Origin of the sequence: Paenibacillus sp. FSL R5-0517, assembly GCF_037974355.1 — a bacterium.
Lineage (GTDB): Bacteria > Bacillota > Bacilli > Paenibacillales > Paenibacillaceae > Paenibacillus.
In genome coordinates this window covers 4143169-4159334 of record NZ_CP150235.1, presented here as the reverse complement: position 1 = coordinate 4159334, position 16166 = coordinate 4143169, and the positions used below count along the sequence as shown (strand labels likewise).

12 protein-coding genes are annotated in these 16166 nt (G+C 42.2%); 10 read left to right on the top strand and 2 right to left on the bottom strand.

Annotated features, from left to right (window positions below; genetic code table 11):
- Window positions 1–97: 97 nt before the first annotated feature.
- Together MKX40_RS18375 and MKX40_RS18370 are read left to right on the top strand one after the other, a co-directional pair.
- A complete protein-coding gene (locus tag MKX40_RS18375; RefSeq protein WP_339234772.1) occupies window positions 98–1786 on the top strand; it encodes an ABC transporter ATP-binding protein in 1689 nt (562 codons plus the stop codon).
- Window positions 1787–1788: 2 nt separating this feature from the next.
- Window positions 1789–3579 carry an ABC transporter ATP-binding protein gene (locus MKX40_RS18370; protein WP_339234769.1) on the top strand — a complete coding sequence of 597 codons (1791 nt, stop codon included), beginning with the start codon at window positions 1789–1791 and terminating at the stop codon, window positions 3577–3579.
- On the opposite strand, the gene MKX40_RS18365 is transcribed toward MKX40_RS18370, so the two are convergent.
- Entirely contained in the window at window positions 3565–4626 is a 1062-nt protein-coding gene (locus MKX40_RS18365; RefSeq protein WP_339234766.1) for a hypothetical protein, read from the bottom strand. The genes MKX40_RS18370 and MKX40_RS18365 overlap by 15 nt on opposite strands.
- Before the next feature lie 357 nt (window positions 4627–4983).
- On the opposite strand from MKX40_RS18365, the gene MKX40_RS18360 reads away from it, so the two are divergent.
- The 7 genes from MKX40_RS18360 (at window position 4984) to MKX40_RS18330 (ending at window position 14142) form a co-directional block, all read left to right on the top strand.
- On the top strand, window positions 4984–5961 hold the full coding sequence (locus MKX40_RS18360) for a hypothetical protein (protein ID WP_339234764.1): 978 nt from the start codon (window positions 4984–4986) through the stop codon (window positions 5959–5961).
- A 94-nt stretch (window positions 5962–6055) separates the two neighbouring features.
- Window positions 6056–6361, top strand: coding sequence for a hypothetical protein (locus MKX40_RS18355; protein ID WP_339234761.1), 306 nt, complete (start codon window positions 6056–6058; stop codon window positions 6359–6361).
- A 224-nt stretch (window positions 6362–6585) separates the two neighbouring features.
- Entirely contained in the window at window positions 6586–7428 is an 843-nt protein-coding gene (locus tag MKX40_RS18350; RefSeq protein ID WP_253438078.1) for a PRD domain-containing protein, read from the top strand.
- A gap of 168 nt (window positions 7429–7596) precedes the next feature.
- Entirely contained in the window at window positions 7597–9537 is a 1941-nt protein-coding gene (locus MKX40_RS18345) for a beta-glucoside-specific PTS transporter subunit IIABC (RefSeq protein WP_339234759.1), read from the top strand.
- Window positions 9538–10039: 502 nt separating this feature from the next.
- Window positions 10040–11953, top strand: a complete 1914-nt coding sequence (locus MKX40_RS18340; protein ID WP_339234756.1) for a beta-glucoside-specific PTS transporter subunit IIABC — start codon at window positions 10040–10042, stop codon at window positions 11951–11953.
- Between the two features lie 34 nt (window positions 11954–11987).
- Entirely contained in the window at window positions 11988–13430 is a 1443-nt protein-coding gene (locus MKX40_RS18335) for a 6-phospho-beta-glucosidase (protein WP_339234754.1), read from the top strand.
- A 313-nt stretch (window positions 13431–13743) separates the two neighbouring features.
- On the top strand, window positions 13744–14142 hold the full coding sequence (locus MKX40_RS18330) for a RidA family protein (RefSeq protein WP_339234752.1): 399 nt from the start codon (window positions 13744–13746) through the stop codon (window positions 14140–14142).
- Between the two features lie 111 nt (window positions 14143–14253).
- Here MKX40_RS18330 and MKX40_RS18325 read toward each other — a convergent pair whose 3' ends face one another.
- On the bottom strand, window positions 14254–15414 hold the full coding sequence (locus MKX40_RS18325; protein WP_091020575.1) for a S8 family peptidase: 1161 nt from the start codon (window positions 15412–15414) through the stop codon (window positions 14254–14256).
- A gap of 216 nt (window positions 15415–15630) precedes the next feature.
- On the opposite strand from MKX40_RS18325, the gene MKX40_RS18320 reads away from it, so the two are divergent.
- On the top strand, window positions 15631–16155 hold the full coding sequence (locus tag MKX40_RS18320) for a GNAT family N-acetyltransferase (RefSeq protein ID WP_339234748.1): 525 nt from the start codon (window positions 15631–15633) through the stop codon (window positions 16153–16155).
- The last annotated feature ends 11 nt before the right edge of the window (window positions 16156–16166 follow it).

Sequence of the window (16166 nt, the reverse complement as noted above, 5' to 3'; positions counted from 1 at the left end):
ACATATGAAGGATAATGTCTCAGCAGCAATACAATCTAAACAATCGGTACCTCCCCAAGACTCACTATTTAAAACTTATCGATGGGTCCTTTCTTATGTGCAAAAATATTATGGCATGTTTTGGCTGCTGGTATGTTGCGGTATTGGAGTCACGTTCATTCAGGTTTCCATTCCCAAGGGTGTTCAGTACTTCATCGATATCATCGTTCCATCCGCAGACGTGATCCGATTCCGATGGCTCATTATACTGTTGGTTGCCGGCATGTTTCTGATGTTTGGTCTGATGGCATGGCAAAATCTGTTGCAGAGGTCCATTCAGGAGAAGGCGGCACGAGATCTGCAATACGATATTTTTAGTCATATGAGGAAGCTGGGGTATTCTTATTTTCAACAACGCCCTGTTGGTGAAAGCTTGTCGTTTATGAACACGGAAGTGAGTATTCTGCAGGACTTCTATCGGTTTCTTCTTCCGCATACGATTCAAAACATTGTAGTCTCTATTGTATCTGTCACAGTGATGTGTGCTATTAGCATTCCTTTAACACTGATCATGGTGCCGTGCCTGCTTCTCTATTATCTGGTTGGACCATCCATCGAAAGAAAGGCTACCATCTTGGCCAAGCAGAATACGGAACAGCGCATAGCCTATAATCAAAAAGTATACGAGAGTGTGTCAGCTCTGACCGAAATGCGTGCTCACGGAGCCGAGGACTGGGATTGGAAACGGTTCAAGGGACACATGCAGCCTTTTTTGGATGGAAGGGTTCGCATGTTATGGATGGCTTTTTGGAGGGGAACGATACGCCGATTATCCTATTACGTCGGTGGGGTGGCAGTCATCCTGTACGGCATTCACTTGGTCAAGGAACAGGCGTTGAGCGTAGGAGAGATGTCTGCATATTTGCTTTACTATTTTCAGGTCATGCAAACGGTAACTCTGGTCATTACGGTTATTACGGAGCAGAAAGTTCTGATGCATCAAGCTTCCAAAATCCATCGCTTCATGCAAACAGAACCTCAGGTTGTCGAAGAGGCCGCACCTATCTGCTTGAAGGAAATCAGAGGAGAGATTCGGTTCGAACACGTCACATATCAATACAACAAGGGTCCGGAAGTGCTCGCGGATTTTAATCTGGTGATTAAGACCAGTCAACGAGTGGCCATCGTAGGTCCGAGTGGACACGGAAAATCTACCCTGCTTCAGCTTCTGGTTCGTTTTTATGATCCACAGCAGGGCGAAATTCTGTTGGACGGAGTACCTATACGAAAACTTTCATTTGCACAATTACGAGAAAGTATAGGATATGTGTCTCAGGAAACGTATCTTTTTGGCGATACCATTCGCAATAATATTCTTTTTGGTCATCCGGATGCGACAGAGGAAGACATGATCCAGGCGGCCAAGGCCGCATATGCTCATGATTTCATCTCTGCTCAGCCGGATGGATATGACACGCTGCTTGGGGAAAGAGGCGTTAACTTGTCCGGAGGTCAAAAGCAGCGTATATCCATTGCACGTATGTTTATCAAGAAACCTTCTATTCTATTGCTTGATGAGGCAACGTCCGCGCTTGATACAGCGATTGAACAAGAAGTACAGCAAGCCCTGGAACGTCTCCTGCTAGGCCGGACGACCATTGCCGTTGCTCATCGGTTATCTACCATTAAGGATTATGATGTAATTGTTGTACTCGAACATGGACAAATTCGGGAAATGGGAAGCCACGAGGAATTGATGAGAAGACAGGGAGCGTATTATCAGCTGAATTCGGGAGAGGAGGGGTGAGCATGTCGCTGAAACAGCATATTCACTTTCTGAAAAAATATATCATGTCGCGTCCCTCATTGCTGCTCATCTCCATCATTCTGATGTCCCTGGAGTCATTGTCTTTCCTGAGTATCATCGGCCTCCAGCAGCGTCTCATTGACAATATTTTATTACAAGGCCAATATGAGCTTGTGCCAGAGATCGTCTGTCTTTTTGTGCTGGCTTTCCTTCTTTATGCCGTGCTGTTTACCTATGCTCCGCACATGATGCATCGAAATCAATCCGTTATTCAATCCCATATGGCCGATGATTTTATGTCCTATGTATACAGAATTCCAATACGTCAATTGCAAAAAGAACGCATAGCCACATATGTGCATTACATTACCCAGGATCTGGACAAGGTTGCCGATATGATCGGAAATCAGATTCCTCGCGGTATTCAGCAGCTATTTGTTGTTCTGTTTGTAGCTGTCATGATTGGCATGGTCAGTCCAGTCATGCTGATTGCCTGTTTTGTACTGGGTACGGCATACGTGATTCTTGGCAGATTCTTCGCAGTTAAACTGAAGAAGGCAGCCGGCCATGTTCAGAAGGCGAAATCCGATGTGCTCGTTCATATTGAGCAAGGGATCTCGTCCACCCGAGAAGTGCTGGCTTATCACAGGCTGGACTGGGAGAAAGAGAGATATGACAAGCTGTACAATACGTATTATGAGAAAGTAATGCAGGAAGGCAAACAAGTGAATCTCAAAATGATCACTAGCGAACCCCTGAATTGGGGAGTAAGAGTGCTCATTCTTGGATATGGAGGTTTGCTCGTCCTACAAGGCGAACTATCCATTGGCATGTTCGTTGTGCTTTTCCAGCTTGGATTCCAGTTTATCCAATACTTACAGGATTTGTTCAATTCATTCATGGACTGGTCCGCAGGCGGTGCCAGCGTGGAAAGACTGCTCAACGTGATGGAAGGGGAGCAAATGGAGGAAGGCAACTCTCCTGTACCTTTGCCGTTGCAAAGCATATCTTTTAACCATGTTGACTTTAGCTACGAGCCAGGGCGAAATGTTATATTGAATAATCTGACCTTCGACATTCCTATGGGACTTAAAATTGCCATTGTTGGTACCAGCGGTTCCGGAAAGTCAACCATTGCCCAACTCCTCATCCGTTATTTCGATCCGGATGCCGGTTGTATACTGGTGAATGGTAAGCCGCTCAACCAATTGTACCGTTCAGACTGGACAGAGCGTATAGGCATTGTATTTCAGGAACCTTATCTTTTTCCGGATACCATTCAAAACAATCTTTTAATGGGAACAGAAGATGAGCAGTCTGCCAATTTGATGAGATCCGCTTGCGAGGCAGCACAAATCAATGATTATATCGTGAGTCTGCCGGAGGGATACGATACTTTTATTGGTGATCGGGGGATCACCTTGTCTGGAGGCCAGCGTCAGCGTCTTGCCATCGCCAGAGCCTTAATTCAAAACAGAGACATTCTGATATTGGATGAAGCAACCTCGGCGCTGGACTTGACAACAGAAAGACGCCTGCAGCAAGCTATTGACTGTTACCGTAAAGGGAAAACAACCATCGTTATTGCTCATCGTCTATCAACGATTCAAAATGCGGATCTGATTTTTGTCATGCATAAAGGGGAGATGGTTGAATCAGGGACGCATGATCAACTGTTGAATCGAGAGGGATTGTACCGGGATATGGTCAGTCTACAGGACTTGAATGGAGAAGGACAACAAACGGACCTTCTCCAGAGTTTGAACCAAAGTGGGCCGTCAGCTTTGGCTTAATATCGGTTTGCCACTGCGAATACCCCGACTGTTGAAATCATTTAATAACAGCTCAAGTGATTCTTTCTCCAGTTGGTAGAGAGCACCTAATCTGCCCATCAAGCTGATGATATGATCCTCACGTTGGGTCATGCCGTATTTTAAAAACTGATTCAGGATAATCGTTGCTTCTTGTTCAACTCGAATATAGTTATCTTTAAACTTTACGGGAAAAACATAGTGGCCTTCCTGTTCTATATATTTAATTTTGAGATTCATAAATTTTTTGTGTTCTTTCAACGTATACAACAAACGTGTATCAATGGTTCGCTGCTTGGAAAGCATCATTTCAAAAAACATGATTAGTTTATGATAGATATCCAGACCGAAGGTTCGATCCGAATAAAGCGCTGGCGTATAAAAGCTCTTGAAGTTTTCCGTTTCATTACGAGAGGTATAGTAGTTTTCCATACACTCGGCAAAGTAGGAGAGAGAAAACTCATAAATTTTGCCATTGTGGTACTCCGGGTTAATCTTTAACAGATGGGTGAAGTTAAGATAATCATCATAGATATCACAGTGCTCGAACGCCGTCTTCAGATCATCATAAGAGACGGTTGTTCGAGAATAAATCCGATACTTGAAGAATCCAGCAAGCTGGAACTCCCGCGCGGTGTCATCATATCCATAGATCATAACCGCATGTGCAAAACGATAATTGCGAAACGAAGGCGTATCAGGAATATAATATTCATCCACGTGAGTCCATACGTAATACCCGGAATCGATCTGATCCTTAATAAACGAGATGAAATCGGGAATAGACCCCAGGATTAGATCGCGGTGCAGTCGCTGTGAGTCTTTGAACCAGGGATTAAAGTGATGTTCCGGTGTCTGTACGTAGAAGTCCAGGAAAATCTCGTCATTTTTCCAATCGGATAGAAATAGATTCATATAGTTCGAGTAAATCCAAGGTTGGCACTCCTGAAGGTCAGAAATAATGGAAAGATAAAAGGCATGTTGAGGATAGTTTGAAATGAGAGGATCACAAAGAGGCAATGTTTTCATCAATGGTGCTCCCTTCACTAGATAAATTTTTTACTCATGTACCTTAATTATGGGAGATTATTGCTTGTTTATTTGTATTTTAGTATATATTTGTTAAAAATTCAAATATTTAAATAGTCATAGGTATTCAAAATTGTAAAAATAGCGATATTTCATTAGATTTCTACTTTTTTGGAAATGAAAATTAGTATTCTGGCTATTTTTGCCGGAGAGGGTCGCGTGGAAAGGCACACTAAATTCAATGCAAATGATCGGGAGTGTTTACCCGTTCTTATATATTAACATGTGAACTTTTGCTTTATAATCTGGCTTAAAAGAATGCTTAAGGTTTAACAACAATGTCTAGGGAGAGACGTTATGATGGTGAAAATTGAATTACCCATTCAAGATACTATTATCAACACATTTAATGTTTATGGTAGTATTTCATCTATTATATCTAACAATAAAAAGTGCTTCCCCTGGTTTTATAATAATTTTATTCAAATTCGATATGTGTATGATTGGGATACGTTTTTTTTTGATAACCATCATTTATTATTGGATAATTGTCCTTGGTTAAATCATCATATAGTTCCTCGTTTCGTTATCGAAAGTAAGTGGGATTCAATAGTAGATTTCATAGTGGACTCAATAAAATTGGGTCATTATGTTTACTTGTATGTTGATCGATATTTCATATCTGCTTCTAAGGCCTATCTAAAATGGTCTCATGTACATGAGATCTTTATTTATGGGTTCAATTCAGAAAGTAAGAAGTTTTTGATAGCCGACAATTTATCTGATGGGAAATATGTACAGACTGAATGTACATTTGAAGAAATTGCACAGGGACATAACGCAATCGAAGTAAGTAATCATTTTTTTCTCAACATTCACTTATTAAGTAAGAAAGAGGAGGAGGAATATACTTTAAATCTTCCCCAAATTATATTGTCCATTGAAAATTATCTCAATTCAGTTATTACACTGGATGTTTCTTTCAAAGAAAAAACTCTGTTTGGTCAAAATGCAATATTATTTTCAGTAGATAAAATGATAAAGGATGAAAACAAACTACTAGACAAAAGAGCGTTTCATTTATTCTTGGAGCACAAGAAACTAATGTTGAGTCGAATTAATTACTTAATCCATGTAAACGAACTAAAATATGAACATGTCTCAGAAAGTTACAAAGACATCCTAAGAAGATTCGAAATTATAAAAAACTTGTCTTTAAGATATAACATAACCAAGGACCGGGATGTTTTATTTAGGATCAGAGATCAGATATTAGATGGCCTGTATGAAGAAAAGCTTATTTTGGATGAAATGATAAAGCTAATATCCAAGTGAAAAGTGGCAAAGCTTATTTAGACACGATTCAATTTGTAAGCTGAGACCCAGCTACCTTAGCAGAAAAGATAGTTTATAGAGAGGGGCATTACACATGTATTTTGTTATATTTTTGCTCATAGGACTTGTTTTATGTTACTTGTTCCCATTAGGTCCAATAGTGGCAGGTGGCATTATTTTTGCACTTGTTGTGGACCAATATCGCCAGACGATGCATATGCGTGATGATATCCGAGACATCAAGAATCATCTGGGGTTAATGAACAAAGGCGAGGCGCAGGAGTACGAGATGAATAAAGAATACAAGCAAGTCGATCGTTTGGATTCAGAACAGATGGATATCATTAATCGAAGAATTGAAGCGGAACTGGAGAAAGAAAGCAAAAACAATAAATCGTAAATTATTGTAAAATGATTCTTGTTTTGCTTACGCTTGTGAGTATATTTACCTAGATCGGGAGTCATTTTAATAAGATATTATCTTTTTGTTGCACTGTGTAGAACTTTGTAATATTATGAGGGAAGCGCGTACAACATATCGGGTTGTAACTGTTGAATCAGGCAAAGCCGTTTACCTTGAGAAAAGGGACTGGTTTGTCTTTTTCTGTATATTGGAGTGATAAAGTGAAAATCGAGAAGGTGCTGAACAATAATGCTGTAGTTGCCATGAATGACGAACAACAGGAAGTTATTATCATTGGCCGGGGGATTGCTTATCAGAAGCGGGCGGGTGATATGGTTTCCGAGCAGCATATCGATAAGATATTTACTTTACAGAATGAAGATATTCAGGAAAACTTCAAGGCATTAATCTCAAGCATTCCTTTGGAATACATGAAAGTGTCTGAGGAAATCATCGCTTATGCCAAATTAAAACTTGGCAAGAAACTGAATGAGAGCATTTACTTGCACCTCACAGACCATATTCACTTTGCCATTGAGCGGTATCGCAAGAATCTGCCTATACGCAACGGGTTGATCTGGGAGACGAAGCAGTTATACAAAGAGGAATACGAAGTAGGAATGGAAGCGCTCAACATGATCTGTGATCAGTTTGGCGTAATTCTGCCCGAGGACGAAGCCGGTTTTATGGCACTTCACTTTGTCAATGCAGCTTTGAACGAGGAAATGCCCAACATCAAGAGTATGACGCAGGTCATGCAGGAAATCTTGACGATCATCAAGTATCATTTCAAGATTGATTTTGATGAGAACTCACTGACATTCTATCGCTTTGTGACGCATTTGAAGTTTTTCGCTCAACGTTTGGTGAAGGGAAAACATTACAAGAGCAACAACGACGATGAACTGTTCCTGATGATTCAGAAAAAGTATCCAGCAGCGCACAAGTGCTCGGAGAAAATCAAGAAGTTCATTGAAAGCAACTACACCTATCAACTAACTGACGAAGAAATCATGTACTTAACGATTCATATTGAGAGAGTTGTGAATGCAACTTCTGAATAATCCTATAGATCAGCTTGCAGGGTTGCAACCACTAGGGCAAAACCTGAACGATTGAATGATAGAACATACCGTTAACCGGATGTTCCGTACATTCAGATGTTCAGGTTTTTTTATTCTCTCCAATAGGTTTCGAATCCGTCTCTAACCAGAAAGGAAGAAAGTAACTTCATGAGACATGAGCAATTAGCCAAAGACATTCTGTCTGGCGTTGGTGGTAAACAGAACATTAACAGCGTGGTGCACTGCGCAACCAGACTTCGTTTCAAATTAAAAAATGACAATAATGCCAAAACAGATGAACTCAAAAATCTGCCCGGAGTCATAACAGTCATGCAAAGCGGTGGGCAGTATCAGGTTGTCGTGGGTAACGAAGTGTCTGATGTGTATAAAGCCTTGCTACAGGTTGGCAATATGAATACTGATGGACCAGTCTCTAGTGATGATGGGTCTGAATCTTCCGGCAAAAAAGAAAGTCTTCTGGGTAGGTTTATCGACTTGATCTCAGGTGTATTTACACCGATTCTCGGTTTGCTTGCTGCAACAGGGATGATCAAAGGTTTCTTGTCCATGTTTACTTCTCTCGAGTGGCTGGACCCGGCTTCGGGAACATATCAATTGTTGAATGCTGCAGGAGACTGCCTATTCTATTTCTTCCCTATCTTCTTGGGTTACACGGCAATGAAAAAATTCGGTGGATCTCCATTCCTCGGGATGGCCATCGGAGCATCACTTGTATATCCGGCCTTAACCGGTCTAAGTGGCGGGGAACCGTTATATACGTTGTTTGCAGGCACATTGTTTGAATCACCGATTCATATCACGTTCCTGGGTATTCCTGTTATCCTGATGAGTTATTCCTCATCCGTAATTCCGATTATTATAGCTGCCTATTTTGGAGCAAAAGTAGAAACGTTCTTCAAAAAGATTATTCCCTCTGTTGTGAGAACGTTCCTCACGCCATTCTTTACCATTCTGATTGTTGTACCTGTAACATTCCTCTTGATTGGTCCAATTGCGACATGGGCTAGTCAGCTGATTGGTGCTGGGGTATCAGGCATCTATGGATTGAGTCCATTGGTAACCGGTATTGTTGTTGGTGGATTGTGGCAAGTATTGGTTATCTTCGGTTTACACTGGGGAATTGTACCAATCATGTTGCTGAATCTGTCTACACTGAAAGCAGATCCGATTCTGGCCATGATGTTTGCTGCTTCCTTTGCTCAGATTGGTGCCGTTCTTGGCGTTATGCTTAAAACGAAAAATACCAAACTGAAATCACTGGGTGTTCCTGCCTTTGTATCTGGTATCTTTGGTGTAACGGAACCTGCAATTTATGGCCTAACTTTGCCGTTGAAGAAACCATTTATTATGAGCTGCATTGCTTCTGCAACGGCTGGAGGTATTATTGGATTCGCTGGTTCCAAAATGTTTGTATTTGCTTCAGGCATCTTCGGTGTTCCAGCGCTCATTAGTCCCACAGAAGGGATCAACTATGAATTCTGGATGGCCATGATGGCTACGATTATTGCTTTTGTATTAGGCTTTGTTCTCGTTTATTTTGTAGGATTCAAAGATCCTGCTAATCCAGAGGCTGCAAAACAGGCTCCTGAGCCAGTAAAAGAAGAGAAGGCTGCACTTGAACCTAATCCAAACAATCGTTATGAAATTGCCAGCCCGATGACGGGTGAGGTGGTTCCTTTGCAAGAAATTGATGATGCTACTTTTGCTGGTGAACATATGGGTAAAGGTATTGCGATTCGTCCAACCAGTGGAAGAGTCGTATCCCCGATTAATGGTGTGGTACAGACGATTTACCGTACCAAACATGCGATTGGACTTGTAGATGATCAAGGTGTAGAGATTCTAATCCACATCGGTCAGGATACGGTACAGCTCAAGGGTCAGCATTTTACAGCACATGTAAAAGACGGGGATCGTGTGAGTGTTGGCGATTTGATCGTTGAATTCGATCTTCAAGCTATTATTGAGGCGGGATATGAGACCGTCACACCGATTATTGTAACCAATACTGCTGATTATTTGGACGTCGTTGCGACAACAAATCGTGAAGTGCAAGAAAAAGATAAATTGATTACGATTATTGGTTAATTTTGTCCGTATCTTATAAAGACCTGCAAGCTGCACACGTTGAAAAAAAGTGATCTCTTGCGGGTCATTTCTATGTTATTCCGATCAGAAACAATGCATGGAACGTCATGAATTGACCGGTAAATATATTCATGTTGTTAGAACGACAGGTCATTGATGATTATTCAATAATTTATTAAAATAAGTGTTGCAAACGTAGTTCAGATGTACTATGATGAGTTCAAGAAGTAAGCGCATACATCAATCGGGTTGTAACTGTTTAATCAGGCAATTCCGACCATCCTCAGTTCAGAGGATATGGCATGCAAATTACTTTCACTAGTAAAATAATTAAATACCAATGTGTACAGCCTTACAGGGTTGCAACCGTTAAGGGCAAAACCTGAATTGCTGAATAACACGACTGATTTCCGGAAGATCCGGTATGTTGTGTATGTTCAGTGGTTCAGGTTTTATTTGTTTCAAAAGTAATGGGGAGTTCACTTAGAGAGGGAGAATTACAATGAGCAACTACGATCAATTAGCTAAGGACATTCTGTCACGTGTAGGTGGTCGCGAGAATGTAAACAGTGTATTCCATTGCGTAACAAGGCTGCGGTTTAAACTAAAAAATGAAAGCGTAGCCAAAACGGAAGAACTTAAAAATCTGCCAGGTGTTATTACCGTCATGCAGAGTGGTGGACAGTATCAAGTTGTTATCGGCAACGAAGTGCCGGATGTATATAAAGCAGTTGTTAAAGCGGGAAATTTGTCTGCTGAAGGTCAGATTGATGATAATGAAGTAGACTCTGCTCCTAAAGGAAATCTCTTTAACCGTTTTGTAGACATGATCTCCGGCGTGTTCACGCCAGTTCTTGGTTTACTAGCAGCCACAGGGATGATCAAAGGTTTCACGGCGATGTTCGTGTCGCTGGGTTGGATCGACAATACTGCTGGTACGTATGCCTTATTGAATGCCATAGGAGATTGCTTATTCTACTTCTTCCCGATCTTCCTTGGATACACAGCTATTAAAAAATTCGGTGGAAGTCCATTCCTAGGTATGGCTATTGGTGCATCGTTAGTCTACCCAACACTTGCGGGAATTCGTGCTGGAGAACCGTTATACACTTTGTTTGCAGGCACTTTGTTCGAATCACCGATTCGGATCGAGTTTCTAGGTATCCCGGTTATTTTAATGGATTATGCTTCATCCGTTATTCCGATTATCGTAGCAACGTTCTTCGCGGTTAAAATCGAACGTTTCTTCAAAAAGGTTATGCCTAAAGTAGTCAGCAATTTCCTAGTTCCATTTTGTACTTTGCTAGTTATTGTACCCGTAACCTTCCTGGTAATTGGACCGGTTGCGACATGGGCGGGCCAACTGTTAGGTGCATTCACATCTTCGATTTATGGACTGAGCCCTTTACTTACAGGACTTGTAATCGGCGGTTTGTGGCAAGTATTCGTATTGTTCGGACTCCACTGGGGACTCGTTCCATTGGTATTCGTTAACCTTGCAACGCTTGGCTACGATTCGATTCTGGCATTGTCTTTTGCAGCTTCCTTTGCTCAAATTGGTGCAGTGCTTGCGGTTACACTGAAAACGAAAAGTCAAAAAATTAAAACGCTTGGTGCACCTGCGTTTATATCCGGTATTTTCGGTGTCACTGAGCCAGCGATTTACGGTGTAACATTGCCATTGAAAAAACCATTTATCATGAGCTGTATTGCTGGTGGTATTGGTGGAGGTATCCTTGGTTTTGTCGGAACTAAAGGTTATATCATTGGTGGTCTTGGAATCTTCGGTTATCCGAGCTATGTAAGCCCTACAGAAGGAATGAATTCCGTATTCTTCTGGACTGTTGCAGCAACCATTATTGCATTCATCCTTGGTTTCATCTTGACATATGTTGTTGGTTTCAAAGATCCGGTTGACAAAGCGTCTAAACCAGCACCAGTACTTGATCCAAATCCGAACAGCAGATACGAAATCGTAAGCCCAATGGCTGGTGAAGTCGTTGCACTGAAAGATATTAATGACGTAACGTTTGCAGGAGAGCATATGGGTAAAGGGATTGCGATTCGTCCAACGAGCGGTAGAGTGGTATCTCCAATTACGGGTATTGTTCAAACCGTATATCGTACTAAACACGCCATTGGTCTTGTAAGCGATGATGGGGTAGAGATGCTGATCCACATTGGTCAGGATACGGTCAAGCTGAAAGGCGAACATTTTACAACCCATGTGAAAGACGGAGACCGTGTTAACGCAGGTGACCTGATTGTTGAGTTTGATCTGCAAGCGATTAAGGATGCAGGATATGAGACGGTTACACCGATCATTGTCACAAATACTTCGAATTATCTGGACGTTGTAGGAACGAAAGATGCATCTGTTCATGAGAAAGACAAATTGATCACGGTATTAAGCTAATTGAAATTACAGATGGTTTAGGAGGAACTCCTCAATGAACGAAAAGTGTACAGCCTTCCCGGAGAATTTTCTCTGGGGAGGAGCAACCGCAGCGAATCAATTGGAAGGTGCCTATCTGGAAGGTGGCAAAGGGTTAACAACGGTAGATCTGATTCCGATTGGTGCCAATCGATGGAACATTGCTCTGGGTAACCTTGATTCGTATGAGCCAAAAGCAGGGGAATTCTATCCTTCACATGAAGCTATAGACTTCTATCATCGGTATAAGGAAGATATTGCGCTATTTGCAGAAATGGGATTCAAGTGCCTGAGACTCTCCGTAGCCTGGGCACGGATTTTCCCTAATGGGGATGAAGCAGAGCCAAATGAAGCAGGCTTGCAATTTTATGATGATGTCTTTGATGAGTTATTGAAATACAACATTGAACCTGTTGTGACGATCTGTCATTTCGATGTACCTGTACATCTGGTCGAGACTTACGGCGGGTGGAAGAATCGCAAGATGATCGGTTTCTTTGAGAAATATGCGACGACGCTATTCAATCGATACAGGAATAAAGTGAAGTATTGGATGACGTTTAATGAGATCAATATGTTACTGCATCTTCCTTATATAGGAGCAGGCATTGTTCTTCAGGAAGGTGAAGACAAAGAGCAGGTCCTGTATCAGGCAGCACATCATGAATTGGTAGCCAGTGCACTTGCGGTTAAGGCTTGTCATGAGATTATTCCTGGTGCACAGATCGGCTGTATGCTAGCGGCTGGCATGGTCTATCCATATAGCTCTAACCCGGATGACGTATGGAAGGCTATGGAGAAAGACCGTGAGTCGTTCTTCTTCATCGACGTGCAGTCGAAGGGAGCATATCCAGGTTATACCAAAAGAATTTTCAGAGAAAATGATATTCAGATTGAAATGCAACCAGAAGATGCAGATATCCTGATGCAGAATACAGTGGATTATATTGGTTTTAGCTACTATGCAAGCCGTTGTACCAGTACAGACCCTGAGATTTTGAAAGATTCGACTGAGGGTAATGTATTTGGTTCGGTGAAGAACCCGTATCTGAAAGCATCCGAATGGGGATGGACGATTGATCCTAAGGGGCTTCGAATTACGTGTAATCAGCTGTATGACCGCTATGGCAAACCTTTGTTTATCGTGGAAAATGGACTTGGGGCAACCGATGTGTTGTTAGACAATGACTCCGTTGAAGATGACTATCGCATCGAATATTTGAATAGTCATTTTGCCGAGATGGCTGAAGCGATTCAAGACGGTGTAGAGCTCATAGGTTACACAAGCTGGGGACCGATAGACCTGGTCAGTGCGGGTACCGGAGAAATGAAGAAGCGGTATGGCTATATCTATGTAGACAGAAATAATGATGGCACGGGCACACTTCGCAGAGTGAAAAAGAAGAGTTTTCACTGGTACAAAGATGTTATCGCGAATAATGGTGCACAATATTTCTAATATAGGTGTTCGCCACTATAGAATTGACAAAGGGCAGTCTCGTTATTACGAGATTGCTCTTTGTTTATGAGGGGACGAATTTGACCCATAATGTGGGTTTTAGATATAATGAAAAAATTAAGAAAATCTTGTCACTTAAGAAGGGAGGAGCATCCACTCATGAAGAAAAAATCACTTGCGTTTATATCTTCGGGATATGGATACTCCACTGCTGTCTTTTTCTAAAATCTATTCCAAGGGTGGAGTCTGCCCGAAACCGGAAGAAAACTAGGAAATAACGCAGAAAAATCTTAGGAATGACGAGGTAATCCAAATGAAAATTGATAAAATCACCAGAAAAAATCCAGCGAATATGCCAGCTCCTGTAGGACAATACACGCATATTACAAGAATTCCGAGGAACGCAGAGCTATTCGTAACTTCGGGTCAAATTGGAGCAGATGCAAATGGACTCTTTCCGGACAGTCTGAATGAGCAAGTTACTAATACATTTAATAATATCAAAACAGTGCTCGAATCTGAGTGTTTAGAGGCCGAACATGTTATCAAAGTAAACGTATGGGCAACCGAGAAAATCGATTGGAATCATTTATATGCCAAATGGGGACAATTATTTAATGCAAATTATCCTGCAATGACGATTGGATATATTACGGAGTTAGGTCTGCCAGAGATTAAAATTGAAATAGAGCTTTGGGCGGCAAAAGTTTAACAACGAATACTTTTTAAGCAAAAGAAGGAGCATCTTACATACAGATGCCCTTCTTTTTTATTCTAAAAGGGGAAAGGATATACCCGGCAATCATGAGGGATAGTCAGTGTATTATGGCACCTGTAAGCTCCTATAGGCATTCAATCGTCCATAAGTCCAGTAGACTCCGGAGCCGGATACTGGATCAGAAGCGAAGCATAGTGCATCCCGAATCTGGGCATTGGTTTTACCTTGTGCAGCGAGAAGTGCGGCTACTCCAGCCACATGTGGTGCTGCCATGGATGTTCCACTTAGGTAGGCATACGAACCACCCAGATAGGTGGATAGGATGGTATCTCCTGGTGCAGCCATATCGACCCACGAACCATAGTTGGAGAAATTGGATTTGAGATCGGAAGGATTGGTTGAAGCGACAGCAATGACGTTGGGATACGATGCGGGTACGATCGGGAATGTAGTGTTGTCGTTGCCGGCTGCAGCAATAATTACGGCTCCACGGTCCCAGGCATACTGCACAGCAGCTTGAAGGAATGCGTCTCCCATCGGACCACCAAGGCTCAGGTTAACCACCTGTACACCGTTATTGGCAGCATAGACAAGACCGTTACCGACATTACCGACCGTTCCTTGCCCGTTGTTATCCAGGACCCGGAGCGGAACGATGGATGCAAGTGGTGCAGCGCCTGCGATTCCCACACCATTGTTGGTAACAGAAGCAGCGATCCCTGCTACATGGGTACCATGTCCGTTCCCGTCTTCAGGGATATTATCATAATCAACATAATCGTAACCGGGGATGAGCTTGGAAGCCAATTCTGGGTGGTTTAGCTGTACACCAGTGTCGATAATGGCGATTTTAACAGAGCTGTTACTTTGAGTGATATCCCATGCAGCGGGTGCATTGATTTTGGACAGGTTATACTGGTAAGGGAAGAAAGGGTCATTAGGGGTGAAGGAAGCCTCAACAAGGTAATTTGGCTCTGCATGTTCAATCAACTCATGATCTTTGTAATGTTTCAGGATCCGGTGCATTTTTTTGCGGGATTCCACACGGTACCAACCCAAATCCTCGTATGTTTCCGCGACTTTACATCTGCCTTTTTTGTGAAGGGTGTGCATCTCATCTGGTGTTGTACCTTCCTTGAATTTGACTAAGAGCTGCTTGGGAGCATGGGGGTGAAACTTGCTCTCGGCACGTTGGTCCAGAAAACGATACACGAACACGATTATTGCTAGCGAAATGAAACCAAAAACACCTAACCATAACCACATGAGCGTTTCTCCCTCCAACATGGATTGTGACACGCCTTATCGTATGCGAACTCTATCAGGCTGTGAGGGCATGTTTTTAATTTGGTTAGTAGTGTAGATAGATTGATAGGGAGGGACAAATTCGGTAAGATGAGATGAAGAGAGTCGATCTGACATGGCATGAAGAAGGATCAAGGAAATGCCTAGAAATCGCTCCCAATATAGAGGAGAAGGAATGTGGATCTTTTGACACGACTTCAGAGTATACCGACAGTAACACCAGTTCAGGCACATCAGATTCATGATGCCATTGATTTTGCCATGCGTGTACGTAGAGAAGTGTTTCCCATGATGGATCACACGAGGTTACCTGTGGATTTCGAGCAGTTCACTGAACATTATTTGGTATCCAATGAATCGATTTTTCTTGTTGCAATGATGGGGGATGCGGGCATCGTCGGAACGATTGGAATATTACCGTATGATGGACGTATTCAGGCCGTAGACGGTCGATATGCAGCCCAATCTGCAGCCGAAATTGTGAAATGTTATGTAGATCCTGCGTATCGCAGATATGGCATTGGGTCCATGCTGGTAAAAGAACTGGAGAATGTGGTGAAGGATATGCACTATACTACACTCTACTTGCATACACATCGCTTCTTGCCAGGAGCCGTAGATTTCTGGAAACGTCAAGGGTTTACGGTTATTGCTGAGGAAAATGATGACTGGCAAACTGTACATATGGACAAGTCGGGATGAAGGTAATCATA